The following is a 25,116-nucleotide window of genomic DNA, read 5'->3' on the forward strand; positions in this document are numbered from 1 at the left end:
AGCGCGGTAGGCGTCGCTTGCGGTCGCTGTAGCGGAATCACGCTGGACTTGTCCGCTGCGCAGCCCGCGTCACCGTCGTCCGCTTCGGACGGGTTGTGCGTGCCCGGCCGCAGTAAGGCCGCGAACCGGGCCGACACGTCGGTGTCGGCGAGTTTGAGCGTCTGATCACGCACGGCTTGCGTGGCCAACGACGGTGGCCCCGCTCCGGCCCGGTTCTCCCACCCGGACACGGTCGAGGTGGCCACCCCGAGGTACTCGGCGAACGCCCGCACGCTCAACCGCAACGCCGCACGCAATGCCCGGGTCTCCCGGCCCGTCCATCGAGCAACCGTCAGCGCATACCCACACTCGTGCGGCATGGCCGCACCCGCCGGGATGTCACCTGGCCGCGTGTGCAGCCGGTCGGCGGGCACACTACCCGCGTCGGTCATCGCGTCCGTCCCTGAGCCAGCGAGTACACCCGCGCCCCACCGGCCGCGGTCGTCGCCTCATTCAGCGGCAGGGCGAGGTTGGTCGGGCCCGAACCAGACGCGTCGATCAGCACCCGCACGTGCCTGGTCGGTACTGCGACACGGCCCGGCACCCCGTCCTGACAGACCACCGTCACCGCGCCGCCCGCGCTCACGCTGACCTGCACCGCCGCGCTCGACGCCACCTGCGGCAGATTGCTCGGCGCATCGGAGGAGGAACACGCCGCACCGGTGGCTACCGGTCCGGCCCGGGATCGTCGGCATCCGGCACAGTGCCGGGATCGTTGGCGTGTGGGTGGATGATGAAGAACCCAAGTTCGGCATCGGTCGCCGCGCCGAGAACCGCCCGAAACGGCCGGTGGCGTGGCCTTCGCGCTCGACGCGATCACGCGGCTCCAGCATGACGTCCGCGTTGTCGGGCTGGGCGTGAGTGATCTACTCTCCGCCGTCCCAACCGGTCACCGGTCTGACGAGCTTGAGGAGCTGCGGACCTTCGCCGCTGCGGGTTCGGGTCCTTGGGAGAACCTCACCTAACCGATTGTTGATCGGCTGCCGAGCCGCGTGGTTGCGCGCCTCAGCCGGCTCATGCCCCGGGATGATCTACCCCTACCTCCCGGTCTGCTGCCTACCGGGGCAGTTCACGTGCGGACTGTCCCGGTTCGGCTCTTGCGGGCCGGTCGCCCTCGAAGGTGCACGCATCCGTAGCGTTACCGGGATGAGCGAGCTCTCTCCGTCTTCCGAACCCGCCATCCTCCGTCGAGCGGTCTCCGACGCAGAGAACAGAGCGGCGAGTCGGCGATGGTGGGACACGGACGCTGACGGGTACCAGGAAGCGCACGGTTCTTTCCTCGGAGACGTCGACCTCGTGTGGTGCCCAGAGGGTCTGCGTGAAGAGGACGCCCGGCTGCTCGGCAAGGTCAAGGGAGCACGGGTACTAGAGATAGGCTGCGGCGCGGCTGCGGGCTCCAGATGGCTCGACGGACAGGGAGCCGACGTGACGGCTCTGGACCTCTCTGACGGCATGTTGCGACACGCCAAGCTCGCGGCCGAGCGGTCGGGCGTGTACGTGCCGCTCGTGCAAGCTGACGCCCTAGCCCTGCCGTTTCGGGACGGAACGTTCGACATCGCGCATACGGCGTTCGGTGCTGTCCCATTCATCACCGATACAGCAGCGCTCATGCGCGAGGTGTTCCGAGTGCTACGCCCGGGCGGCGCGTGGGTCTTTGCCACCTATCACCCGATGCGCTGGATCTTCTTGGACGAGCCTGGCGAGACCGGCCTGATGGCGGTTAACTGCTACTTTGACCGCCGCCCGTACGTCGAACAGGATGCGGCAGGAGTCCCCACCTACGTCGAGCAGCACCGCACCTTCGGTGATCGCGTCAGAGAACTGGCGGCGGCCGGATTCGTCCTCTGCGATGTAGTCGAACCGGAGTGGCCGAAAGGACACGAGGAGATCTGGGGCCAGTGGAGCCCTATGCGCGGTCGGCTTTTCCCTGGCACCGCCATATTCGTAGCCCGTCGCCCAGACGCCTCATGATGTGAGCCCGCAAGACCTGGCGAGGTGCGCAACGAGGCGCTACCTCGCCTGACCAGGGGTTATTGATCCACCAAGATCGCACCCACTTGATCGGGTGGGTGACCGAGAAGACCCAGCGGCCGCCCGCTGCCCGGCGAGCGGGCCGAGCAGGTGGGCGTCCGCCTCGCGCAGACCCTCGGGGCACCACACGAAGTCCACCTCGCCCAGGAAGGCGCCGTGTTCGGCCTGGTACGCGTCGGCGTCCGAATCCCACCAGTCCCGGTTGGCGCGTACCGCCTCGGCGTCGGTCACGTGCCCCCGGTCCACCCTGGCGACGGGATCGGGGTGCCCGGGGTGATCGCTCATCCGGGACAGGCTAGAGTTCGTCCGGCCATCACGCGGCGGGGGGGCAATATTCCGGCAAAGCGCGCGTCAGCTATCATTTCGCTCCCCGTGCCCAGATTGGTGCCGTGGGGGCTTGCACCCTGCGGTAAAGCGCACGGTAAGCTAGTCGATGCGCTCGCGGATCGTGACCTCGGCAGGGAGCAGGTCCGCGGCCACCGGACATCTTCCAGGCTTCGCGGGTTCAAGTTCTGACGGGTGTGGTATGTGCGGCGGCCAGTTCGCGATCGCAGGTCACCGCGACACCATCCGTTCGGAGCAACAGCCCACATGACGAGCAGCATCGAGGCCACCTCGAGCGCACCCAACAAGGTCACCGTCGACGACCTCGGCACCGAGGAGGCGTTCCTCGCCGCGATCGACGAGACCATCAAGTACTTCAACGACGGCGACATTGTCGAAGGCACCGTCGTCAAGGTCGATCGGGACGAGGTCCTGCTCGACATCGGCTACAAGACCGAGGGCGTCATCCCCTCGCGCGAGTTGTCGATCAAGCACGACGTGGACCCCGCCGAGGTGGTGTCCGTCGGTGACCACATCGAGGCCCTTGTACTCCAGAAGGAGGACAAGGAGGGCCGGCTGATCCTGTCCAAGAAGCGTGCCCAGTACGAGCGCGCCTGGGGCACGATCGAGAAGATCAAGGACGAGGACGGCGTCGTCCGCGGCTCCGTCATCGAGGTGGTCAAGGGCGGCCTGATCCTCGACATCGGCCTGCGCGGCTTCCTGCCCGCGTCGCTGGTGGAGATGCGCCGCGTGCGCGACCTGCAGCCGTACGTGGGCCGCGAGCTCGAGGCCAAGATCATCGAGCTGGACAAGAACCGCAACAACGTGGTGCTGTCCCGCCGGGCGTGGCTGGAGCAGACCCAGTCCGAGGTCCGCACCGAGTTCCTCAACAAGCTCCAGAAGGGGCAGGTCCGCAAGGGCGTCGTCTCCTCGATCGTCAACTTCGGTGCGTTCGTGGACCTCGGCGGCGTGGACGGCCTGGTGCACGTCTCCGAGCTGTCCTGGAAGCACATCGACCACCCGTCCGAGGTGGTCGAGGTCGGCCAGGAGGTCGAGGTCGAGGTTCTGGACGTCGACCTGGACCGGGAGCGGGTCTCGCTGTCGCTGAAGGCGACCCAGGAGGACCCGTGGCGCCAGTTCGCCCGGACCCACGCGATCCAGCAGATCGTCCCCGGCAAGGTCACCAAGCTGGTGCCGTTCGGCGCGTTCGTCCGCGTCGACGACGGCATCGAGGGCCTGGTGCACATCTCCGAGCTGGCCGAGCGCCACGTGGAGATCCCGGAGCAGGTCGTGCAGGTCGGCTCGGACGTCATGGTCAAGGTCATCGACATCGACCTGGAGCGCCGGCGGATCTCGCTGTCGCTCAAGCAGGCTAACGAGGGCTTCGTCGAGGGCGAGGAGCACTTCGACCCCACCCTCTACGGCATGGCGGCGACCTACGACAACGAGGGCAACTACATCTACCCGGAGGGCTTCGACCCGGAGACGGGCGAGTGGCTCGAGGGCTTCGAGAAGCAGCGCGAGGCCTGGGAGCAGCAGTACGCCGAGGCCCGGACCCGCTGGGAGGCGCACACCCGGCAGGTGCAGACCGCCCGCCAGGCGGACGCCGACGCGGCCGCCGGTGCCGCCGGTGCCGCCACCGGTGGCGTCTCCACCAGCACGCCGGCCCCGTCCCGCCAGGCGGAGGAGCCCTCGGGCACCCTCGCCACGGACGAGGCCCTGGCCGCGCTGCGGGAGAAGCTCGCCGGCAAGGGCTGATCGCCAGCCCGCCAGTCACGCGAAGGCCCCGCCTCCGGCGGGGCCTTCGCCGTGCGGTTGACTGGGTGGCGTGCTGAGGGTGGGGCTGACCGGCGGCATCGGCGCCGGCAAGAGCGCGGTGGCGGCGCGCCTGGTCGACCACGGTGCGGTGCTGATCGACGCGGACCGGCTCGCCCGCGAGGTGGTGGCGCCCGGCACCGGCGGGCTCGCCGAGATCGTGGCCGCCTTCGGTGCCGGCATCCTGGGCCCGGACGGCGCCCTCGACCGGGCCGCGATGGCCGCCCGCGTCTTCGGGGACGAGCCGGCCCGGCGCCGCCTCGAGGCGATCATCCACCCGCGGGTGCGCTCCCGGACCACCCGGTTGACCGCCGACGCCCCGACCGACGCCGTCGTCGTCAACGACGTCCCGCTGCTGGTGGAGACCGGCCTGGCGCCGACCTACCACCTGGTGATCGTGGTGGACGCGGCTTCGGCGACCCGGGTCGAGCGGCTCGTTGCCCGGCGGGGGATGAGCCCCGACGAGGCGACCGGCCGGATCCGCGCCCAGGCCACCGACGAGCAGCGGCGCGCTGCCGCCGACGTGCTGCTCGGCAACGACGGCACCCTGCGGCGGCTGGCCGAGCGGGTCGACGCGCTGTGGCGCGAGCGGCTGGTGCCGTTCGAGGAGAACCTGCGCGCCGGCCGGGCGGCACCGACCGGCACCGACCCGGGCGGCACCGACCCGGGCGGAGACGGGCTGCGCGCGTACGACCGGCTCGCGGCGCGGATCGGGCACGCGGCGGGCCCCCTGCTGCGGTCCGTGCGTCCCGCCGCGCAGGGCGTCATCGAGGCGGCCGTGGCACCGGACGCGGACCTGGACCGGGTCTCCGCCGCGCTGCTGCACGCCGGCTTTCCCCGGCTCCCGGACGCCGTCGCCGCCGGGTTCACCGACGGGGCCGGCGGCGACGTGATCGTGCACGGCAACGCCGACCCGGGCCGGCCGGCCACCGTGTACCTCAGGCCAGCGGTACCCGGCTGAGCACCGGCACGGTCCCGGGCTCGATGTCGAGTCGGGCGAAGGCCCCGGAGCGGGTGCGCAGTTCCAGCCGGCGCAGCACGCCGTCGCGGTCCACCCAGTAGCGCATCCGGGCCTGCCCCGCCGCGACGCCCTTCTCGGCGGGCTTCGGGATCTCGTACACCGCCGTGCGGGTGCCGCCGATGAGGTCGGCCCGTAGCCACCGGGCCGCCTTGCGGGCCGCCGCCGCGTCGTCGGTGCCCCGGGCGGACAGCGACAGCGCCTCGTTGATCAGCAGGTGCAGGTCGTAGGTGCCGCCCGCGTCCCGCTGGTGCGCCCAGTCGGCGAACGCCCACGCCTGGTTCCGGGGCGGCGGCAGCGGCGGCGCCGCGCCCTTCGGTGCCTTGGCGGCGGCCGTCTTCGGCGCCTTCCGGGTGGCCACGCCGGCCGCGTCCGCCCGCAGCAGCGCCGCCGGCCCGGGCCGGTCCGGGTCGTGGACCATCAGGTACGCGACCGTGGTGCGCCAGTCCAGCCAGCCGGTGGCCTGCCGGACGCCGCCGTCCACCGTCGGCAGCGTGACGCGGACCGCTCCGCCGCCGGTGGCGCGGTCCCGCTGCCGCAGGTGGGCGAGGGTCCGCCCCTCGGCCACGGTCACCGACCGCGGCGTGATCGGCGCGCCGCCCAGCGGCTGGGCGAGGGCGAACGGCTGGGCCTGGTCCCGCAGCAGCCGTACCCGTACGGGCAGGTCCGGGCCGAACAGCGCCTCGAACCGGTGTAGCCGCGAGTCAGCGTCCAGCCAGTACCGCACCGCACCGCCCATGGACGCCAGCGAGGTGGGCGGCGCGAGCGTGGTGGTGATCCCGCCGGGAGTCTGGCTGGGCGTCGTGGTGGGTGTGGCGGGCGGGCCGGCCGGCGGGACCGCCGGGCCGAGCAGCACGTCCAGCTTGGTGTCGCCGTCGGTGTCCCGGGCCAGCCAGCGCGACTCGCTCTGCGCCAGCACGTCGGCGGAGTCCGGCTCCGGCGAGGCGACCGTGAACAGCAGCGAGACGAGCGTGTCCAGCGGCGCTGCCGCGCCGGTCGGGGCCCGGAGCGGGCGAGCGCGCCAGCGGTCCGCCGGCAGCCGCGCGGGCGGTTCGGGCGCGTCCCGGACCGCGACCGCGCCGCCGTTCGGGGTGGCGGCCGGGCGCGCGGTCGCGCTGCCAGCGGCGCTGGCCCCGGTCGGGGCGCCCGCGGCGGGCGGGGCGCTGGCGGCGCCGGAATCGCCGGCCGCGGTCGGGCCGGTGCCGGAGGCGGTGGTGGGAGCGGTGGTCGGGCCGGAGGCGGTGGTGGGGGCGCTGGCCGCGCCGGCCGCGACCGCGGTGGCCGGTTGCTTCGGGTCGGCGGTCCGGGTGGCGATCAGGCCCGGCGCGGCCTGCACCAGGCCGTCCGAGGCCGCGGTCGGCCCGGCCACGGCCAGCGACAGCGCGCTGCGGTGCCAGTCGATCCAGCCGGCGAGCCGGGTCTGCCGCCCGGGACGGCCCAGTTCGATCCGCAGGCCGACCCGGCCGTCGCGGTAGTTCTGCCGGCGCATACCGGCCAGCCGCTGCGCCTCGGCGGCGGTCAGCGGCCGCGCCTTCTCGGCGGTGGGCGCGGTGGGCGCGCACGAGGTGAGGCCGCGCATCAGCCCGGCCGCGGAGCCCAGCGCCAGCAGGCCGACCAGCACCAGCGCCGTCTTGCGGCGGGCATCGCCCGCGCCGCGGCGGCGGCGGACCGGGGCCGGCGGCCCGGCGGGGCTGGTGGGCCGTTCGGCGGTGGGGGAGGAAAGGCTCACGGAGGGTTGAACGCGGCGCGGCCGGCGAGGTGACGTGCCCCGGGCCGCGATGGCGCGGGCCGTCGGCTACGGCGCTTCGGTCCGCTGTCGGGAGGGGGCGCTCGCGGCGGCCGGTCTGCGCTGCGCGCGACCGCGAGGGTGCGCTCGCCGGCCGATTGAAGCCGGGGCTGCAACCCTCGCGCCGGGCGGGTCGGCCGGTGTGGAAGGCCGGCACCGAGCCCGGACGGCCGCCGCGAGCGGCCTACCCGAGGAAGGTATCGCGGGTGAGCCGGGCCACACAATGACAACCTTGAAAGCGATCAAATACTGCCAGTACCGAGCCGGCCCGGGCCAGCGGAAATGTCGGTGGGCCGGCGTACGGTTGGTGCCATGACGCTCGACATCCCGCGCATCGACAACCGGTTTCAGGTGGTCAGCGACTACCGGCCGGCCGGCGACCAGCCGGCGGCGATCGAGGCGCTGGAGAAGCGGGTCCGCCGGGGCGACCGGCACACGGTGCTGCTCGGCGCCACCGGTACCGGCAAGAGCGCCACCACCGCGTGGCTGGTGGAGCGGCTGCAGCGCCCCACGCTGGTGCTCGCGCACAACAAGACCCTGTGCGCGCAGCTCGCCAAGGAGTTCCGCGAGCTGCTGCCGAACAACGCCGTCGAGTACTTCGTCTCGTACTACGACTACTACCAGCCCGAGGCGTACATCCCGCAGACGGACACGTACATCGAGAAGGACTCCTCGATCAACGAGGAGGTGGAGCGGCTGCGGCACTCCGCGACGATGTCCCTGCTCACCCGGCGGGATGTGGTCGTGGTGGCGACCGTCTCGGCGATCTACGGCCTGGGTACGCCCGAGGAGTACCTGGACCAGGCGGCCCGCGTCCGGGTCGGCCAGGTGCTGGACCGGGACGGGTTGCTCCGCCGGCTGGTCGACATCCAGTACACCCGCAACGACATGGCCTTCAACCGGGGCACGTTCCGGGTCCGGGGGGACACGCTGGAGATCATTCCGGCGTACGAGGAGCTGGCCATCCGGATCGAGCTGTTCGGCGACGAGGTGGAGCGGCTGTCCTACCTGCACCCGCTGACCGGCGACGTGATCCGCGAGGTGGACAGCCTGCTCATCTTCCCGGCCACGCACTACGCCGCCGGAGCGGAGCGGATGGAGCGCGCCTGCCGGGACATCGAGGCCGAGCTGGCCGAGCGCCTGGCCGAGCTGGAGCGCACCGGCCAGCTGCTGGAGGCGCAGCGGCTGCGCATGCGCACCACGTACGACCTGGAGATGATGCGCCAGGTCGGGTTCTGCTCCGGCATCGAGAACTACTCGATGCACATCGACGGCCGCAAGCCGGGCGATCCGCCGCACTGCCTGCTGGACTACTTCCCGGACGACTTCCTCACGGTCATCGACGAGTCGCACCAGACGATCCCGCAGATCGGCGGCATGTACGAGGGCGACGCGTCGCGCAAGCGGCTGCTCATCGAGCACGGGTTCCGGCTGCCCAGCGCCGCGGACAACCGCCCGCTGCGGTTCGACGAGTTCCTGGAGCGGGTCGGGCAGATGGTGTTCCTCTCCGCGACCCCGGGGCCGTGGGAGCTGGAGCACGCCGACGGCGAGTTCGTCGAGCAGGTCATCCGCCCGACCGGGCTGGTCGACCCGCAGGTCGTGGTCAAGCCCACCAGGGGCCAGATCGACGACCTCATGCACGAGATCAAGCTGCGCACCGAGCGGGACGAGCGGGTCTTGGTCACCACGCTGACCAAGAAGATGGCCGAGGACCTGACCGACTACCTGCTGGAGCACGGCATCCGGGTCCGGTACCTGCACTCCGAGGTGGACACGCTGCGCCGCGTCGAGCTGCTGCGGGAGCTGCGCAAGGGCGAGTTCGACGTGCTGGTCGGCATCAACCTGCTGCGGGAGGGCCTGGACCTGCCCGAGGTCTCGCTGGTCGCGATCCTGGACGCGGACAAGGAGGGCTTCCTGCGCTCCGGCACGTCGCTGATCCAGACGATCGGGCGCGCCGCCCGGAACGTCTCCGGCGAGGTGCACATGTACGCGGACAAGATGACCCCGTCGATGCGCTCCGCGATCGAGGAGACCGACCGCCGCCGGGAGAAGCAGATCGCGTACAACGAGGCCAACGGCATCAGCCCCGAGCCGCTGCGCAAGAAGATCCACGACATCCTGGACGACATCTACCGGGAGGCGGAGGACACCGAGGGCGCCCTGGCCGGCCACGGCCCCGGCGGCGCCATCATCGGCGGGGCCGGTCGGCAGATGTCGCGTGGCAAGGCGCCGGTGCCCGAGACGCGGTCCCGGGGTCGGGGCGCGGCGGTCACCGCGTCCCGCGAGGGGATGGCCCGCGCCGACCTGGCCAAGCTCATCCAGGATCTGAACGACCAGATGCTGGCCGCGGCCCGGGAGTTGCAGTTCGAGTTGGCGGCCCGGATCCGTGACGAGATCGGTGAGCTGAAGAAGGAACTGCGCGGCATGGACGCGGCCGGCGTCAAGTAGCCCGGCCGGCGAGGGGCGGGCGGTCGGCGGCGAAAGGCCGCGCGCCCGGGGCGCCCGGCCTCTACGCTACGGCCGTGCCGAACACCCTCGTGTGGGCGCCGCTGGCCGACGCCGACCTGCCCGGCCCACCTCGCCCGCCGCTGCCGGTCCGCCGACGGCGGGCTGCCGCTCGCCGCCGAGCCCTCGTTCCTCGCGCGACGGTTCACCGTGGATGGTGTGCTGACGACCGCCGCCCGCGACCCGCAAGGCACGGTCGTTGCCGCGGCCTCCGTCCGCCACCAGCCCCCACCGGCGGGCGGGCGGGCCACCGCCACCGGTCTGGTCGACCCGGCGGTACGCGGTCGCGGTGTCGGGTCCCACCTGCTCGACTGGGCCCTGACCGCGGCGGCGCCCGCCGAGGTGACGGTGGAGACCGAGTCGCTGACGCCGGCGGCGGAGCGGCTGTTCGCCAGCCGCGGCCTGCGGCAGGTGTTCGCCAAGGACGTGTTCCGCTTCGACCTCGGCGTCGCCGAACCGCCGGAGGTGCCGTTCCCCGGCGGCGTGATGCTCGCCGAGTGGTCGCGCGATGCGGCCGGCCGCTTCTTCGCGGTGTACTCGGCGGCGTTCCGCGACCGGCCCGGCTTCCCCGGGTGGAGCGAGCGGCAGTGGGTCGACTGGCTCACCGACGACGAGGAGTTCCGCCCCGACTGGACGCTGCTCGCTACCGACGGGCAGGCCGGGGATGTTGGCTTCATCGGCTGCGCCGAGGGCTGGGTCGTCCAGGTGGGGGTGCGGCCCGACTGGCGCGGTCGCGGCCTGGGTGCCGCGCTCGTGGTCGAGGCGTTGACCCGCATGCGCGCGGCCGGCGCCCGCGAGGCCCTGCTGGACGTCAACGTCAACAACCCGGCCGGCGCCCTGTACCGCAGGCTCGGGTTCACCCCGTTAGGCCGCCGCGCCCGCTACGCCGCCCCCTGACACATGCGTGCCGGCGTGCCTGCCGCGCCCGCTACGCCGTTGCCTGGCCCAGGTAGGCGGGTGTGCCTGCCGCCGCTACGCCGTTACCTGGCCCGGGTCCTGCTACGCCGCGTCCGCCTCGCGGGGCGGGGCCGCGGTCGCTGGGACGTCGGTGAAGTGCTCCACGACCGGCGGGCTGGCGAAGTGCGGGCCGATGTGGGCGCGCCAGGCGGGGAAGCGCTCCGACTGGCGGAAGTTGACCTCGTGCGCCTCGACGCTGTCCCACTCGATGAGGAGCACGAACCGGGTGGGTGACTCGATGCCGCGGGTCATTCGGACGGTGCGGCAGCCCGGCGTGGTGGCGACCAGTTCGCGGCCGGCGGCGTAGGCGGCGGCGAACGCCTCCTCATGGCCGGGAAGGACATCGATCAGAGCGACCTCAAGCACCATGGCGGCACTCTCGCACGCCGGAGCGACCGGCATCCAGGCACCTAGCCTCCTAGGACGACGTACGGCGTGTGGGCCCCCCATCGCTGTAGCGTTCGGCACGCCCGGGCGGTGGGGAGTACCAAACGGGCGGCCGGTAGGACACAATGGCGGGCGGAGGAGGGGAGTATCCCTCGCAACGGTGTCGTCAGCACGGACCTGAGCCGCCTCGGCGGTGACGGACCCGGCGCCGTCGGCCCCCGGTTCACCGGGGGCGGGAGAGACCTCCGACAGACACGACATCAGTATCCGCTTCCCGGTCGGCACCGTCCGCGTCACAGTACGCGTCGCGGTCCACCGAGGTGGCGGTGTCAGTGCCTGCCGGAGGGCTGCCTTGAACGTGTCCACGCATACGTGGATCGCCACGCTGGTTGTGATCACCGCCGTCCTGCTCGTGGACCTGGTCATCATCGGGCGGCGACCGCATGAGCCGAGCCTGCGGGAGTCGACCTTCTGGGTTTCGTTGTATGTCGGCCTCGCCGTGCTGTTCGGCCTGGGACTGTGGCTGTTCGCCGGCGGCCAGCCCGCCGGGGAGTTCTTTACCGGCTGGTTGACCGAGTACAGCCTGTCGGTCGACAACCTGTTCGTCTTCATGATCATCATGGCCCGGTTCGGGGTGCCGCGACGGTTCCAGCAGAAGGCCCTGATGATCGGCATCGTGCTGGCGCTGCTGATGCGGGGCGCGTTCATCGCCGCGGGCGCCGCGCTGGTCAGCCAGTTCTCCTGGGTGTTCTACCTGTTCGGGGCGTTCCTGATCTACACCGCGATCAAGTTCGTGTGGCAGGGCGAGGAGGACGGGGAGGACTTCCGGGAGAACGTGGTGATCCGGTGGAGCCGGCGGGCGCTGCCGATCTCGCGGGGGTTCGACTCGGGCCACCTGACCGTGAAGGGCCCCAAGGGCCGGCGCATCTTCACCCCGATGTTCATCGTGATGATCGCCCTCGGCACCACCGACCTGATCTTCGCGCTGGACTCGATACCGGCCATCTTCGGCATCACCCAGGAGCCGTACCTGGTGTTCAGCGCGAACGTGTTCGCGCTGATGGGGCTGCGGCAACTGTTCTTCCTGCTCGGCGGGTTGCTGGAGCGGCTGGTGTACCTGCCGATCGGGTTGGCGGTGATCCTCGGCTTCATCGGGGTCAAGCTCGTGCTCGACGCCCTGGCGAAGAACAACCTGCCGTTCCTCAATCGCGGCAACCCCGTGGGCTGGGCGCCGCACGTGCCGATCTGGCTGTCCCTGTCGGTCATCATGGGCACCCTGGCGATCACCACCGCCCTCAGCCTCCTGAAGACCGCGCGGGACCGCCGCGCCGCCCGGCGCCAGCAGGTGACCGCCGCCCGCTGATACCCACCGCCCCACGCTACCCGGCGGCGGGCACCCGGTGGGCGGCGACCAGGGTGGCGGCGCGCTCGCCGCGGACCGGTTCCGCGGTGACCTTGCGCGAGGTGTAGCAGGCGTGCAGCATGTGCCGCGCGCCGTCGCCGGGCTCGGCGGTCACGAGACCGACGTGGTGGATCTTCTTGCCCGGGCGCGCGAAGAAGTAGAGGTCGCCCGGGCGCTCCTCGCCGAACTCCAGCGGCGTGGTGGCCGCGGCCTGCTCGCTGGCGTCGCGGGGGAGGGTCACGCCGAACCGCCGCCAGGCCAGGTGGACCAGGCCGGAGCAGTCGATGCCGTACCCGGAGAGGCCACCCCAGACGTAGGTGACGCCGAGCAGGCGGGCGGCCACCTCGAGGACCCGGTCGGCGGCCGGCGGCTCGGCGGGGAGGGTGGCGAGATCCCGGGCGACGGCCCAGACGGGCGCCTGGGCGCCGGGGAGCAGGACGGGTTGCCAGCCACGGAACCGTTCCCCGGCCGGGGTGAGGCGGGTTCCCAGGACGACGCCGCCGAGCACCACGTCGCCGTCCGGCTCGTCGCGCAGGGCGGTGGCCGTGGCGTTGACGACCAGGTCACCGGCGGGGGAGTAGGCGGCGAGGTGCGCGACCGGCAGCCAGCCCGGGTACCCGTCGGCGTGCAGGCGCGCCGCGGGCTGGCCGGGGGCGACGACCCGGGCCCACCCGTCGCGGACCTCCTCGACCCGCACCGCCTCGCCGAGCAGCAGTTGGCTGAGCACGGAATCGCGGATCTGCTGGGCGGCCGGCAGCCCGGCGACCCAGGCCCGGATGTCGGTGACCGGGCCGAGGGCCGGGCGGTCGACCGGGCCGACCGCGTCGGGCGCGCTCCACAGGGTCGCCACCGCGACCGCGACCGTGGCACGCTGCCCCGCTTCGACCGTCACGCGCCCTCCCGGTGATCGATCTCTCGCCGACGATACGAACGTGTCGGCGCGCCGGCAACCCGTACCGGCGCCGGTTTACGGCCTGGACAGGCCCACCACGCCGGTACCCGGCTCGGCGGGCAGCATGACACAGGCGTCCCGGTACCAGGGTCCGCCCCGAACCGGCGAGGAGGCGAGCCACCAGGCGGCATCGAGGTCGGCCACGGCCGTGGTGCCGTGCGCGGCGGCGAGGCTGGCGGCGGCGGCGATGCCGATCGGGCTCTCCATCATCGAGCCGACGACCGTGCCCATCCCGTGCGCCTCGGCGAGGGCGAGCAGGGTGCGGGCGGGGCCGAGCCCACCGCACTTGGCGAGCTTCACGTTGACCATGTCGGCGGCCCGGCGGCGGATCACCTCGACCAGGTCGCGGGGGCCGAACACCGCCTTGTCGGCGAGGATCGGCAGGCCGACGCGGTCGCTGACCCAGGCCAGGCCGTCCAGGTCCCACTTCGGGACGGGCTGCTCGACCAGCTCGATGCCCAACCCGGCGTCCTCCAGCGCGGTGATGACCCGGACCGCCTCGCGGGGGCTCCAGCCCTGGTTGGCGTCCAGGCGCAGCCCGACACCGGGGCCGACGGCCGCGCGCACCGCACGCACCCGGGCCACGTCGCCCGCCGCGTCGGTGCCGACCTTCACCTTCAGGACGCCGAAGCCGTCGCGGACCCGGGCGGTGGCCGCCTCGGCCAGGGCACCCGCCTCGCCGGCGGACAGCGTCACGTCGGTGGGGACCCGCAGCGCGGTACCACCGAGGAGCCGGACCAGCGGGACGCCGATCCGCCGGGCGGCCAGGTCGTGCAGGGCGACGTCGACGGCCGCCTTGGCCGCCTCGTTGCCGGCGACCGCCCGCTGGACCTCGCGGCAGCGCGCCACCAGGTCGTCCGGATCGCGGCCGGTGAGCAGCGGGGCCAGCAGGTCGCGGACGCACGCCTCGGAGCCGGCGATGGAGGCGCCGGTCACCTGCCAGACCTGGGGTGCCTCGCCGAAGCCGGAGCGCCCGTCCGCGTCGACGACCTCCACGACGAGCGTGTCGACCGTGGTGGCGCGGCGCAGCGCGGTGGTGAACGGGGTGTGCAGCGGGGCGGTCAACCGGTGCGTCCGGATCTCCGCGATGCTCATGCGCCGCGCGCCCCCTCGGCGCGGCCGCCCCGGGCGGCCCACGCATGGGCGGAGACCCGGGTGATCAGTGCCGTCGCCTCGCCGTCCGGCAGGTCGCCGGTGCAGACCGCGATCGCGTAGGGCAGCGCGTCCGGCGGGAACACCACGCCGGCGCCGTGCCGGATGCCATTCACCCAGCCGTCCTTGTGCGCCACCCGGGTGCCGGCGGGCAGGCCCGCCGCCAGGGCCTCCCCGAACTCCTGCGCGCACAGCACCTCCAGCATGGCGGCGCACGCGGTCGGCGATGCCAGCGCGGAGTCGTCGGTGGCGATGGCGGTGAACAGCGCGCAGAGGTCGTACGCGGTGACCAGGTTGTCGATGCCGGCCGCGCGGGCGGCCGCGTCCTCGATGCCCCGGCCGGTGACCGAGTGCCGCGCGCCGACGGCCCGCCAGACCTCGGCCACCGGGTCCAGCCCGACCAGGCCGAGGACCAGGTTCGTGGCCAGGTTGCCGGAGCGCACGATCATGTGCGTGGCCAGCCAGCGCGGGGTGGCCGCACCGCCGAGCCGCTCCCACACGTCGTCGTCCTGGTCCTCGTCCCGCGCGTTGGAGAACCGGGCGGCGCCGGGCACCGCGCACGCGTGGTCGTTGCGCACCGGCACCGGGGCGTCCAGGTCGATGCCGGACCGGTACAGCGCGGCCAGCACGGCCACCTTCATCGTGCTGGCCGCGTAGAACACGCGGTGCTCGTTGTGGGCGAGGATCGGTGCGCCCCCGAGCGGGGCCACGTAGACGCCGGCGGTGCCGGGAAGCGTCACCCCGCGTGCTTCCGGCGCGCCGCCGCGCGGGCGCGGGACGCCTGATCCAGCACCGTCTTGCGGATCCGCACCGCGACCGGGGTCACCTCGACGCACTCGTCCTCCCGGCAGAACTCCAGCGCCTGCTCCAGGGACAGCCTGCGGGGCGGCACCAGCCGTTCCAGCTCGTCCGCCGTGGAGGAGCGCATGTTGGTGAGCTTCTTCTCCTTGGTGATGTTCACGTCCATGTCGTCGGCGCGGCTATTCTCACCGACGATCATGCCCTCGTACACCTCGGTGCCGGGCTCGACGAACAGCGAGCCGCGCTCCTGGAGGTTGAACATCGCGAAGCTTGTCGCCACCCCGGACCGGTCGGCCACCAGCGAGCCGGTCGGTCGGGTACGCAACTCCCCGACCCACGGCTCGTACGACTCGAAGACGTGGTGCAGGATGCCGGTGCCGCGGGTCTCGGTGAGGAACTCGGTGCGGAAGCCGATCAGCCCGCGGGCGGGGACCAGCCACTCCATCCGGATCCAGCCGGTGCCGTGGTTGACCAGTTGCTCCATCCGCGCCTTGCGGGTCGCCAGGAGCTGGGTGATGGCGCCCAGGTACTCCTCCGGGGCGTCGATGGTCAGCCGCTCGACCGGCTCGTGCGTCTTGCCGTCGATCTCCCGGGTGACCACCTGCGGCTTGCCGACGGTCAGCTCGTACTGCTCGCGGCGCATCTGCTCGACCAGGATGGCCAGCGCCAGTTCGCCGCGGCCCTGCACCTCCCAGGCGTCCGGCCGGTCGGTGGGCAGCACCCGCAGCGACACGTTGCCGATCAGCTCCCGGTCCAGCCGGTCCTTGACCAGCCGGGCGGTGACCTTGGCGCCCTTGACCTTCCCGGACAGCGGCGAGGCGTTGGTGCCGATGGTCATCGAGATGGCCGGCTCGTCCACGGTGATCAGCGGCAGCGGGCGCGGGTCGTCGGCGTCGGCGAGGGTCTCGCCGATCATGATCTCGGGGATGCCGGCGACCGCGATGATGTCGCCCGGGCCGGCGGACTCGGCCGACTTGCGCTCCAGCCCGTCGGTCATCAGCAGTTCGGAGATGCGAACCTTCTCCACCGTCCCGTCGCGCCGGCAGCGCGCCACGGTCTGCCCTTTACGGATCGTGCCCTGGTGTACCCGGCACAGCGCGAGCCGGCCCAGGAACGGCGACGCGTCCAGGTTCGTCACGTGCGCCTGAAGCGGGGCGGCCGCCTCGTACGAGGGGGAGGGGATCGTCGCCAGGATCGTGGAGAAGAACGGCTCCAGCGTGCCGCTGTCGGCGGGCACCGTGCCGTCGGCGGGGCGCTCCAGGCTGGCGACGCCGTCCCGGGCGCAGGCGTACACGATCGGGAAGTCGATCTGCGACTCGTCCGCGTCCAGGTCCAGGAAGAGCTCGTAGGTCTCGTCCACGACCTCCTTGATGCGGGCGTCCGGCCGGTCCACCTTGTTGATCACGAGAATGATCGGCAGCCGGGCGGTGAGGGCCTTGCGCAGCACGAACCGGGTCTGCGGCAGCGGCCCCTCGCTGGCGTCGACGAGCAGCACCACCCCGTCGACCATGGTCAGGCCGCGCTCCACCTCACCGCCGAAGTCGGCGTGGCCAGGGGTGTCGATGATGTTGATGGTGACGGCCCCGCCGTCGGCCGGCACGTACCGCACGGCGGTGTTCTTGGCCAGGATCGTGATGCCCTTTTCGCGCTCCAGATCCATCGAGTCCATCACCCGGTCCGCCGGCGCGGACCGGGCATGGAAGGCGCCGGCCTGGCGCAGCATGGCGTCGACCAGCGTGGTCTTGCCGTGGTCAACGTGCGCCACGATGGCGACGTTGCGGAGGTCGGAGCGGGTCTGCATTCCTCTATCCTCCCCGGCGGCGGTCGCGGTCCGTGACCCAGGGGGCTGTGTGCATCATCATGTGTCGCCGCACGCTCTCGTCCTGCGTGTACCGCATGGTCGGTACGTTTGTTGCTCCGGTAACTGTTTCCCTCCGGCAAGTTATTGGCGCCCTCGCCTGGCTGCGGGCTGCGGCCGGCGATACGTTGAGACGGTTGCGGGGCCCCGGGGAGAGGATGAGATGACGGCGACGGAGCCGGCGGCGCGGCCGGACGCGGAGCGGGTCGACGAGCGCGAACTCGCCGAGCTCGCCGCCGAGCGGCTGCGCGAGATGGCCGCCCTGCCCGCCGACGACCCGTCCCGCGCCGCCCTGCGGGACGAGGTCATCGCGAGCTGGCAGCCGCTGGCCCAGCACCTGGCGTACCGGTTCAACGGGCGCGGTGAGCCGCTGGACGACCTGGTGCAGACCGCGATGATCGGGCTGATCAAGGCGGTGGACCGGTGGGATCCCGAGCGGGGTGTGGACTTCGCCGGGTACGCGATCCCGACGATCATCGGGGAGATCAAGCGGCATTTCCGGGACCGCACCTGGGATGTGCGGGTGCCGCGGCGGTTGCAGGAGCTGCGGCTGGCCATCTCGGCGGCGAACGCCACCCTGGTGCAGGCCCTCGGCCGGTTGCCCACGGTGGCGGACATCGCGGCCCACCTCGGCATCGGCGAGGACGAGGTGGTCGAGGGGCTGGAGGGCGCCCGCGCCTACAACGCCGTCTCGCTGTCCACCCCCACGTCGGCTTCGGGCAGCGGCGCCGCCGAGCTGGGTGACCTGCTCGGCTCGGTGGACCGGCAGTACGAGCTGGCCGAGCTGCGGGTGGCCCTGGGCCCGGCGCTGGCGACGCTGGACGACCGCGAGCAGAAGATCCTCACGCTGCGCTTCTACGGCAACCTGACCCAGTCGCAGATCGCCGAGCGGGTCGGCGTCTCGCAGATGCACGTCTCCCGGCTGCTCGCCCGGGCGCTGACCAAGCTGCGCGGCCAACTCGCCGACGCCGGCTACTAGCGCCTGCGCCCCTCGCGGTCGCCCTTCGACCGTGCGCTGTACGGCCGGTCCAGCCCCGGCCCGTTGCTCCGTGGCCGGCGTCGTGCGATGTCGCCGCGCGAAAGGGCCCGGTGCCGCGTCAGTACCGCATGTGCAGGCGGGTCGTGGTGGCGTCGGCGGAGGTATAGGTCTCCACGAGATCGCAGACGTTGTTCGCCACCAGCAGGCCCCGGCCGCGCGGGCTCCGCTCCGGCGGTACCCGCCGGCCCGCCAGCGGATCGTCGATCTCGCCCGGCCCCTGGATCTCGCAGATGAGGCGGTCCTCCTCGTACCAGACGCGCACCGTTCCGCCGCTCCGCCCGTGCACGATCGTGTTGGTGGCGACCTCGTTCACGGCCAGGCGCAGGTCCCCGATGCGGTCCTGCTCCATCCCGGCCCGGCTGGCGTAGCGGGCGACGACGTTGCGCAACTCGGTGAGGTTGTGCCGGCCGAAGGCCAGCTGGGCGGCGATCCTGCCCGGCGGGGGCAGCGGGTTGTTCAGGGACGCCACGACGACGTCCGGGTCCACGAACCCCGCGCACGGGCGCACCTCGTCGCCGTCGCGTACCAGCGGGTGCGTCCGGGCGGCGAAGGCCAGGACCGACGCGCTGAGCCGGGTCGAGTCGTACGGGCAGAGCAGGGTGGCGGCGCAGCCGGCGAAGGCGCGGTTGGTCAGCGCCTCGTGCTGGATCGCGAGGGTGATCTCCTCCGGGGCCCGGCGCGGCCAGACCGGCTCGCTGACGATCCGCACCGTGCGGTCCAGGCGCTGGGCGAGGAACGGGCGCACCACCCACGGAATGAGCCGGTTCGAGTTCGCGCCCACCTCGGTCATGTCCTCGAAGCGGACCGCGGCGGCGTCCCCGCCCAGCGCGGCGCGGACGCGAGCGAGGTTGGAGCCGGGCACGACGACCAGCGTGGGCTCGTCCCTGGCAAGGCCCGCACGGACGAACCGGGCAATGACGGACGCGTAGGTCGCCGCGTCGGGATACAGCAACGCCTCGTGCCGGAACGGCTCGCCGCCGTCCAGGCCCCCGTCGGGGCCCGCGCCCGGGGACGCGTCGCCGTCGTGCACCGAACCCCCTCGCGTCACGGGATGCTCCCGACCGGTCGGCGTCGCTGGAGGTTCCGGCCATACGCTGGACGGGCGTCAAGCCCCCGCCGCGGGAACGCTGCCCGGCAAGATAGCATGCCCCGTTTTGTCCCCCCCGGCAGGACTTCCGGACCGGGCTCTCGCGCGCCGGGGAGCCCAGCTGAGCGGCCGGTCCAGCGCCGCTCGCCGGGCGCGGCTCGCCTGGGGACACTGAGCTCACGCTGCCGGGTACGTCACGTGTCCGACCGCGTCGACCGATGGTGTGGCGCCCCACCGGCCCAACTCGTGCCGTCGCGGCTCGGCGTCCCCGATCAGGTGCCACACCGTCCAGCCCTGCGCCGCGAGCGTGTTGGCGATCAGCAGCCGGTGGCAGCGCCACGGCATCGGCTCGCCGCACATGATCGCGACGCGGCGCTCTCCGGCGAGACCGACCAGTCTCGCAATGCCCTTCCGATACTCGGGCCCGAGCGTGTAGTCGGCGTAGTTCTTGAAGCTCTGCTGCCGCCACCCGGCGTTGAGTTCAGGGTCCACGTCCTGCTTGCGGCGCCGGCCGCCCAGTTCGGGCAGGTGGACGTAGTCGATGCCGGCCCGCGCCAGCCAGCCCGGCAGCGCGTCGCGCCCGAACTGCGGGTTGCGCCGCGATCCCGGCTGCGCGCGCACGTCGGCGAGCAGACTGATGTCGTGCTCGTGCAATGGCCGGAGGAACGCCGGTTCCGGGCACGTCCAGTGCCCGATCGTCCAGATCTCCCGCGGCGTCACATGCCGGCTTCGTTGGCGTAGAACTGGTGGTCTTCGCGCCAGCCGCCCTGCCCCATGCCGATCTGCCGGTAGTCGGCGACGAACTCGACGGCCCTGACCCACTTGATCATCTTGAAGCCGAGTTGGGTTTCCAGCCGGACCCGGGCGGGAGCGCCGTGCTCGATCGGCAGCGGCGCGTTGTTCATCGCCAGGGCCAGGATGGCCTGCGGCTCGGTCAGCAGGTGCAGCGGGACCGATTCGTAGTAGACGCCGTGGCTGCCCTCGGTCTCGGCTTTGTCGTCGAAGGCGTAGAAGACGGCATGCTTCGCGGTGGGTAGTGGTTTGACCAGTTCCACCACCCGGGCCAGCGGCACCCCGGTCCACTGCGCGACCGCGGTCCAGCCCTGGATGCAGTTGTGTTTGGTGATCTGGGACTGGGTGCCGAGCCGGTGTAGCTCGTCGAGGCTCAGCGTGACCGGATGCTCGACCAGGCCACTGATCGATAGTCGATAGTCACGGAAGTCGTCGGCGGCCAGTCGTTGGTAGTCGGCGCCGACCGGGGGGTAGCCGTTGACCCGGTGGTAGGGGGAGATATCCCGGTGGGAGTAGCGCTGGCGGGAGGTGAGGCTGCGGGAGATCCGCCGTTCGAACGGGTCGACCATCAGGCCCAGCAGGTGCTGGGTGCGCCGGGGGTGGCGTAGCGAGAACCGGGTGATAGCGAGGTGGAAGACGACGAGGAGGAAGAGACCCAGCAGGCCGATCGCCAGGCCGAGCGTGCGGTCGGCCTGGTAGCTGCCGAGCACCATCGCGGCGAACTCCCGCGGCAGGCCGTGGACGAGCACCATGGCGGTGTGCACGACGGTGAAGCCGGCGAACGCGACGAGCCCGAGGAAATGCAGGCTGCGGGCCTTCTGCCGGCCGCCGAACAGCCGGGTGTAGCGGGGGAAGCGGGCGATCACCGAAGGGGACATCGCCGCGCCGGTGAGGATCTGGACCGGTGCCAGCAGGAACACCACGACGAAGTAGCTGAGCTTCTGCGCGGCGTTGAACGGCTCGCCGGGCAACGGGTCGGTGATCTTGAACTGTAGGTAGGTGCCGACCGCCCGCACCGAATCAGGAAACAGCGACCAACTGGTGGGCACCAGGTAACGCCAGTAGCCGGTGGCGAAGACCAGGGCGACGTAGACCGCGCCGGTCAGCACCCAGAACTGGACGGTCATGAAGTGCCAGTGTCGGCCCAGCCCGAGGTTGCGCCGTCCGGGCAGGGCGAGCACCGGCGACCAGGACTCCTCCTCGTCGTGCGAGGTCCACAACCGGCGCGAGTCCGGTGTGTACACCTTCTTGGAGAACCGGGCCCACGCCCGGCCGGGTGGGCAGTCGTCGCTCCAGTACAGCTTCGGGTGCGCGGCGAGTACCTCGATCCCGGAGCGGGCCAGCAGCAGCAGGAAGAAGATGTTGAGGAAGTGGGTGACGATCACCCAGATCGGAAAGAAGCTGGCCCCACCGTTCACCAGCCGCGGGCTCGCCACTCTGGCAGCGACCCGCGCTCCGCGCCGAGCGTCGAGTCGTTCCCGTGACCCGGGTAGAACCAGGTGTTGTCGGGCAGCCGCCCGAACACCTTGCCCTCCAGGTCATCCATCAGCGCCTGAAAGTCCGTCGGGTTTGTTGTCCGGCCGGGCCCCCCGGGGAACAGGGAGTCGCCGGTGAACAGGTGGGCGGTGTCGTCGGAGGGGTCGCGGTAGAGCAGGGCGATCGAGCCCGGCGTGTGCCCGACCAGGTGGATGACCTCCAGGCGACGGCCGCCGAACTGGACCACACCACCGTCCGCGACCGTCTGGGACGACACCGGCAGGGCCGCCGCGTCGGCCTCGTGGGCGACCGAACGCGCCCCCGTCGCCTGGACCACCTCGGCGAGCGCCTGCCAGTGGTCGTGGTGCTGGTGGGTGGTGACGACGGTCTCCAGGCCGGCGTCGCCGGCGAGGCTGAGCAGACGGTCGGCGTCGTTGGCCGCGTCGATGAGCAACTGGCGGCCGGTGTCGCGGCAGCGCAGCAGGTACGCGTTGTTGTCCATCGGGCCGACCGAGAGCTTGGTGATGGTGAGACTGGGCAGGTCGCGGACGGCGGGTGGGCCGCCCGGGGTGACTTCGCCGGTGTAGGGGGTCATGGGGGCTCACATCCAGTTCGGGGTCAACGGGAGCGGGCGACCGTCGGGGGTGACGGTGAGATCCTTGCCGTCCGAGCGGCCGGTCAGCCACGCGGCCAGGGTATGCGCGGGACCGGTGATGACGGGTGCGCCGGCCGTCTCGCCGATCGCCAGGTCGTGGCCGAGCTCCGGGGCGCGCAACGTCATCGGCTCGGCGCCGTGGTGCCGCGCGAGGTCGGTGGCGACCTCGCGGAGCAGGCGCTGGGCGAACGCGTCGGTCCAGTCGGTGAAGGTGTAGCCGATGTTCAGGTCGACATGGTGCACCTCGAGTTCGCGCAGCCGGCCCCAGATCAGCTGGGCGGCGGGGCGGTCCCGGCCGCTGATCGTGCGGACCACCGCGGACCAGGCGCCGGTGGGCATCGCGGCCACCGCATCGGCCAGCCGGGCGGCCGAGTCACGCAGGTCGCCGAGCTGTTCGGCGATGGGCCGGCCGGCGCCCGCCTCGATCTCCAGGTCGCGCTCGGCCATGTCGCGGTACTGCGGGGTGTGCTCGCCGGTCGATGCCCAGGTCAGCAGGCGCACGTAGCTGTCGGCGTTGCGGGCCAGGTGCGTCAGCACCTGGCCGCGTGACCAGCCGGGCAGCAGGGAGCGGGTGGTGACCACCGAGTCGTCGAGCCCGGCCACCGCGTCGAGCACCCGCTGCGTCGCCCGATCCACCTCGACCATCAGTACCAGCGGGTCAGTGCTCACCAGCCCAACCTACTCAACCTGCCGGCCCCCGGTGCGGCACCTGCGCGATATTCCCTGTACGCGCGTCGCGGCGCACCGTACCGTCAGGGCGACGCGTCGTACCGGACCCGAAGGAGGTGGGAGCACCGATGAGCTGTCCGAACACTCCCACCTTCCCCGGCGTGTGACCGCTTCCGCGGCCGCGCCACCACTCACACCCAGAGGGTTCAGATGACGTTCGACCTCGCGTCCCTGGGTTGGGACGCCTCCTTCGCCGCCGGCCACCGGAACCTCGACCAGCCCGACCACCGGGTCGGCCGGGTCAGCCGGGTGGACCGGGGCGTGTGCTCCGTACTCGCCGCCGAGGGTGCCCCGGTGCGGGCCAGTCTCGGCGGACCGCTGCTGGTCGCCGCCGGGCGGGACCCGGTGTGGCTGCCATGCGCCGGCGACTGGGTGGTGCTGCGCGACTGGCCGGACGGGCGGGTGACCGCCGAGGCGGTCCTGCCCCGGCGGACGGCGATCGTCCGGCGCACCGCCGACAAGGACTCCACCGGCCAGGTGCTGGCCGCGAACGCGGACGGGGCGGCGGTGGTCGAGCCGATGGACCCGGCGCCCGACGTGGCGCGCGTGGAGCGGCTGCTGGCCCTGGCGTGGGAGTCCGGCGCCACCCCGCTGGTGGTGCTGACCAAGGCGGACGCGGTCGCGGACCCGGCGGCGGTGGTGGAGCAGGTGGCCGACGTGGCGCCCGGGGTCGACGTGCTCGCGGTCAGCGCGCAGCGCGGCGACGGGCTGGCGGCGCTGCGCCCGCTGGTCCGGCCCGGGCGCACGCTGGCGCTGCTCGGTCCGTCCGGTGCCGGCAAGTCCACGTTGGTGAACGCCCTCGCCGGGGCGACCGTGATGGTCACCCAGGCGATCCGCCGGGTGGACGGCAAGGGGCGGCACACCACCACGTACCGGGCGCTGATCCCGATCCCGGGCGGCGGCGCGGTGCTGGACACCCCGGGCATCCGCGCGGTGGGCCTGCTGGACCAGGCGGCCGGGCTGGACAGCGCGTTCGCCGACGTGGCCGACCTGGCGGCGGCCTGCCGGTTCGGCGACTGCCGGCACGAGGGTGAGCCGGGCTGCGCGGTCCGGGCCGCGCTGGAATCCGGCGACCTGCCGCCGCGCCGGCTGGACAGCTGGCGGAAGCTGCAACGGGAGATCGCCTACGAGTCCCGCCGCCGGGACGCGCGCCTCGCCGCGGCGGAGCGTGCCCGGCGGAAGCGGATCACCAGGACACACCGATCCGGTTAGCGGACCGCCTCCGGGTGCTCCGCCAGCCACTCGCCCACCGCGTCCTCGTTCACGGCCCGGTACAGGGCCTTGTCGGCCGCCGGGTCGGCGAAGACCACGCTCTGGTCGCCGACCCGGCCGGTCCCCTTGGATGGGTTGGTGAGGAAGATGAGGTCGCCGGCGCGCAGGTCGCGCAGTTGGGTTGCGGTGTCGAGCAGGGACATCGTCTTGTCGACGGTGATGGACTTGGCGGCGGCCCGGAGGAACGCGTTGAGCCGGATCGGGTCGGTGATCAGCCCGCTGTCCGCGGCCCGGCTGAGCGCGGCGAGCACGACCTGCTGCTGGTGGCGGATGCGGGTGAAGTCGCCGTCCTTGAACTGGTAGCGCTGCCGGGCGTAGTCCAGCGCCTGCTCGCCGTCGAACTGCCGCGAGCCCTTGACGAACTTGCGGAACGGCGGGTGCGTGGAGGTGAATGTCACGTCCACCTGCACCTCGATGCCGCCCAGCGCGTCGATGATCTCCTTGAACCCGGCGAAGTCGAGCAGCAGCACGTGGTCCAGGCGCACCCCGGTGAACCGCTCGACCGTGCGCACCATCAGCGGTGCCCCGCCGAACGCGAACGCGGCGTTGATCTTCGCGGAGCGGCCGTCGGGGAGCGTCACCCAGGTGTCGCGGGGGATCGAGATGATCTGGGCACCGGACCGGTCCGCCGCCACGTGCACCAGCATGATCGTGTCGGCGCGCGATCCGCCGGTGCTGTCCGGGTCCCGGGAGTCGCTGCCGAGCACCAGCAGGTTCATGGCCTTCCCGGCGGCCGGTTCCCTGGTCGGCCGCTCCGCCTCGGGCACGCCGGTGAACGCGTCCACCCGCCCGACGCTGGAGTTGATCGACCGCAGGTAGTACCAGGCGCCGCCGACCCCGGCGGTGACGAGCACCAGGGCGAGCGCCAGCACCAGCGTCAGGGCGCGCAGCCACCGGCGCCGCCGCGGCTCGTTGGGCTCGGCGGGGGTCGGCTCGGCGGGATCGTCGCGGCCGGGCCCGTCGGCTCCGCCGGCGGGCGTCGGGGGCGCGTCGGCGGTGCCCGCCGCAGCGGCGTCGAGATCGGCCACGATCACGGAGC

The 25,116-nt window shown here is 72.5% G+C and carries 22 protein-coding genes and 1 pseudogene; 8 read left to right on the plus strand and 15 right to left on the minus strand.

The window, feature by feature from the left end:
• A partial coding sequence (locus KJS59_RS24555) for a helix-turn-helix domain-containing protein (protein WP_376771257.1) occupies positions 1-431 on the minus strand: 431 nt, incomplete at its 3' end.
• Complete coding sequence (locus KJS59_RS24560; RefSeq protein ID WP_213455332.1) at positions 428-655, minus strand: hypothetical protein; 228 nt, start codon at positions 653-655, stop codon at positions 428-430. The genes KJS59_RS24560 and KJS59_RS24555, both read right to left, overlap by 4 nt.
• 530 nt (positions 656-1,185) lie before the next feature.
• Here KJS59_RS24560 and KJS59_RS24565 point away from each other — a divergent pair.
• Positions 1,186-2,010: a class I SAM-dependent methyltransferase gene (locus KJS59_RS24565; protein WP_213455333.1), complete on the plus strand. Its 825-nt coding sequence runs from the start codon at positions 1,186-1,188 to the stop codon at positions 2,008-2,010.
• Positions 2,011-2,118: 108 nt separating this feature from the next.
• Here the strand turns inward: KJS59_RS24565 and KJS59_RS24570 are convergent.
• Positions 2,119-2,355: pseudogene (locus tag KJS59_RS24570) on the minus strand (SAM-dependent methyltransferase); the annotation flags it as partial.
• A 306-nt stretch (positions 2,356-2,661) separates the two neighbouring features.
• Here KJS59_RS24570 and rpsA point away from each other — a divergent pair.
• Together rpsA and coaE are read left to right on the plus strand one after the other, a co-directional pair.
• The gene (gene rpsA, locus KJS59_RS24575) at positions 2,662-4,152 is read left to right on the plus strand and encodes a 30S ribosomal protein S1 (RefSeq protein ID WP_213455334.1); all 1,491 of its coding nucleotides are present in this window, start codon (positions 2,662-2,664) and stop codon (positions 4,150-4,152) included.
• Positions 4,153-4,222: 70 nt separating this feature from the next.
• On the plus strand, positions 4,223-5,170 hold the full coding sequence (gene coaE, locus KJS59_RS24580) for a dephospho-CoA kinase (RefSeq protein ID WP_213455335.1): 948 nt from the start codon (positions 4,223-4,225) through the stop codon (positions 5,168-5,170).
• On the opposite strand, the gene KJS59_RS24585 is transcribed toward coaE, so the two are convergent.
• Positions 5,148-6,956: a hypothetical protein gene (locus KJS59_RS24585; RefSeq protein ID WP_213455336.1), complete on the minus strand. Its 1,809-nt coding sequence runs from the start codon at positions 6,954-6,956 to the stop codon at positions 5,148-5,150. The genes coaE and KJS59_RS24585 overlap by 23 nt on opposite strands.
• A 369-nt stretch (positions 6,957-7,325) precedes the next feature.
• Between KJS59_RS24585 and uvrB the strand changes: the two genes are divergently transcribed.
• The gene (gene uvrB, locus KJS59_RS24590) at positions 7,326-9,461 is read left to right on the plus strand and encodes an excinuclease ABC subunit UvrB (RefSeq protein ID WP_213455337.1); all 2,136 of its coding nucleotides are present in this window, start codon (positions 7,326-7,328) and stop codon (positions 9,459-9,461) included.
• 216 nt (positions 9,462-9,677) lie between these two features.
• Positions 9,678-10,415 carry a GNAT family N-acetyltransferase gene (locus KJS59_RS24595; RefSeq protein WP_213455338.1) on the plus strand — a complete coding sequence of 246 codons (738 nt, stop codon included), beginning with the start codon at positions 9,678-9,680 and terminating at the stop codon, positions 10,413-10,415.
• Between the two features lie 102 nt (positions 10,416-10,517).
• Here KJS59_RS24595 and KJS59_RS24600 read toward each other — a convergent pair whose 3' ends face one another.
• Positions 10,518-10,844 (minus strand): antibiotic biosynthesis monooxygenase family protein, encoded by a 327-nt coding sequence (locus KJS59_RS24600; RefSeq protein WP_213455339.1) that lies wholly within the window; start codon positions 10,842-10,844, stop codon positions 10,518-10,520.
• 370 nt (positions 10,845-11,214) lie between these two features.
• On the opposite strand from KJS59_RS24600, the gene KJS59_RS24605 reads away from it, so the two are divergent.
• Positions 11,215-12,225 carry a TerC family protein gene (locus KJS59_RS24605; protein ID WP_213455340.1) on the plus strand — a complete coding sequence of 337 codons (1,011 nt, stop codon included), beginning with the start codon at positions 11,215-11,217 and terminating at the stop codon, positions 12,223-12,225.
• A gap of 16 nt (positions 12,226-12,241) precedes the next feature.
• Here KJS59_RS24605 and KJS59_RS24610 read toward each other — a convergent pair whose 3' ends face one another.
• The 4 genes from KJS59_RS24610 to typA all read right to left on the minus strand — a co-directional run bounded on the left by KJS59_RS24610 (position 12,242) and on the right by typA (position 16,970).
• Positions 12,242-13,156, minus strand: a complete 915-nt coding sequence (locus KJS59_RS24610; protein WP_213455341.1) for a C40 family peptidase — start codon at positions 13,154-13,156, stop codon at positions 12,242-12,244.
• A gap of 75 nt (positions 13,157-13,231) precedes the next feature.
• Positions 13,232-14,311, minus strand: a complete 1,080-nt coding sequence (locus KJS59_RS24615) for a mandelate racemase/muconate lactonizing enzyme family protein (RefSeq protein ID WP_213455342.1) — start codon at positions 14,309-14,311, stop codon at positions 13,232-13,234.
• Positions 14,308-15,108 carry a serine hydrolase gene (locus tag KJS59_RS24620; RefSeq protein WP_376771259.1) on the minus strand — a complete coding sequence of 267 codons (801 nt, stop codon included), beginning with the start codon at positions 15,106-15,108 and terminating at the stop codon, positions 14,308-14,310. Before KJS59_RS24620 ends, KJS59_RS24615 begins: the two co-directional genes overlap by 4 nt.
• Positions 15,105-16,970 carry a translational GTPase TypA gene (gene typA / locus KJS59_RS24625; RefSeq protein ID WP_213455344.1) on the minus strand — a complete coding sequence of 622 codons (1,866 nt, stop codon included), beginning with the start codon at positions 16,968-16,970 and terminating at the stop codon, positions 15,105-15,107. The genes KJS59_RS24620 and typA overlap by 4 nt, the downstream gene beginning before the upstream one ends.
• A 220-nt stretch (positions 16,971-17,190) precedes the next feature.
• On the opposite strand from typA, the gene KJS59_RS24630 reads away from it, so the two are divergent.
• The gene (locus KJS59_RS24630) at positions 17,191-18,006 is read left to right on the plus strand and encodes an RNA polymerase sigma factor SigF (protein ID WP_213455345.1); all 816 of its coding nucleotides are present in this window, start codon (positions 17,191-17,193) and stop codon (positions 18,004-18,006) included.
• A 118-nt stretch (positions 18,007-18,124) separates the two neighbouring features.
• Here the strand turns inward: KJS59_RS24630 and KJS59_RS24635 are convergent, their stop codons facing one another.
• From KJS59_RS24635 to KJS59_RS24655, 5 genes are all read right to left on the minus strand, one after another.
• Positions 18,125-19,114, minus strand: coding sequence for a sensor histidine kinase (locus KJS59_RS24635; protein WP_213455346.1), 990 nt, complete (start codon positions 19,112-19,114; stop codon positions 18,125-18,127).
• A 216-nt stretch (positions 19,115-19,330) separates the two neighbouring features.
• Positions 19,331-19,873, minus strand: a complete 543-nt coding sequence (locus KJS59_RS24640) for a DUF488 domain-containing protein (RefSeq protein ID WP_213455347.1) — start codon at positions 19,871-19,873, stop codon at positions 19,331-19,333.
• Positions 19,870-21,381: a molybdopterin-dependent oxidoreductase gene (locus tag KJS59_RS24645; RefSeq protein WP_213455348.1), complete on the minus strand. Its 1,512-nt coding sequence runs from the start codon at positions 21,379-21,381 to the stop codon at positions 19,870-19,872. Before KJS59_RS24645 ends, KJS59_RS24640 begins: the two co-directional genes overlap by 4 nt.
• Positions 21,360-22,016 carry an MBL fold metallo-hydrolase gene (locus KJS59_RS24650; protein WP_213455349.1) on the minus strand — a complete coding sequence of 219 codons (657 nt, stop codon included), beginning with the start codon at positions 22,014-22,016 and terminating at the stop codon, positions 21,360-21,362. The genes KJS59_RS24645 and KJS59_RS24650 overlap by 22 nt, the downstream gene beginning before the upstream one ends.
• Positions 22,017-22,022: 6 nt before the next feature.
• Entirely contained in the window at positions 22,023-22,745 is a 723-nt protein-coding gene (locus KJS59_RS24655) for a maleylpyruvate isomerase family mycothiol-dependent enzyme (RefSeq protein WP_213455350.1), read from the minus strand.
• 210 nt (positions 22,746-22,955) lie between these two features.
• Between KJS59_RS24655 and rsgA the strand changes: the two genes are divergently transcribed.
• Positions 22,956-24,017, plus strand: a complete 1,062-nt coding sequence (gene rsgA, locus KJS59_RS24660; protein ID WP_213455351.1) for a ribosome small subunit-dependent GTPase A — start codon at positions 22,956-22,958, stop codon at positions 24,015-24,017.
• Here the strand turns inward: rsgA and KJS59_RS24665 are convergent.
• Positions 24,014-25,105 (minus strand): LCP family protein, encoded by a 1,092-nt coding sequence (locus tag KJS59_RS24665; RefSeq protein ID WP_213455352.1) that lies wholly within the window; start codon positions 25,103-25,105, stop codon positions 24,014-24,016. The genes rsgA and KJS59_RS24665 overlap by 4 nt on opposite strands.
• Between the last annotated feature and the right edge of the window lie 11 nt (positions 25,106-25,116).

Origin of the sequence: Rhizomonospora bruguierae (assembly GCF_018397995.1) — a bacterium.
In the GTDB taxonomy this organism is placed as follows: Bacteria; Actinomycetota; Actinomycetes; order Mycobacteriales; family Micromonosporaceae; genus Rhizomonospora; species Rhizomonospora bruguierae.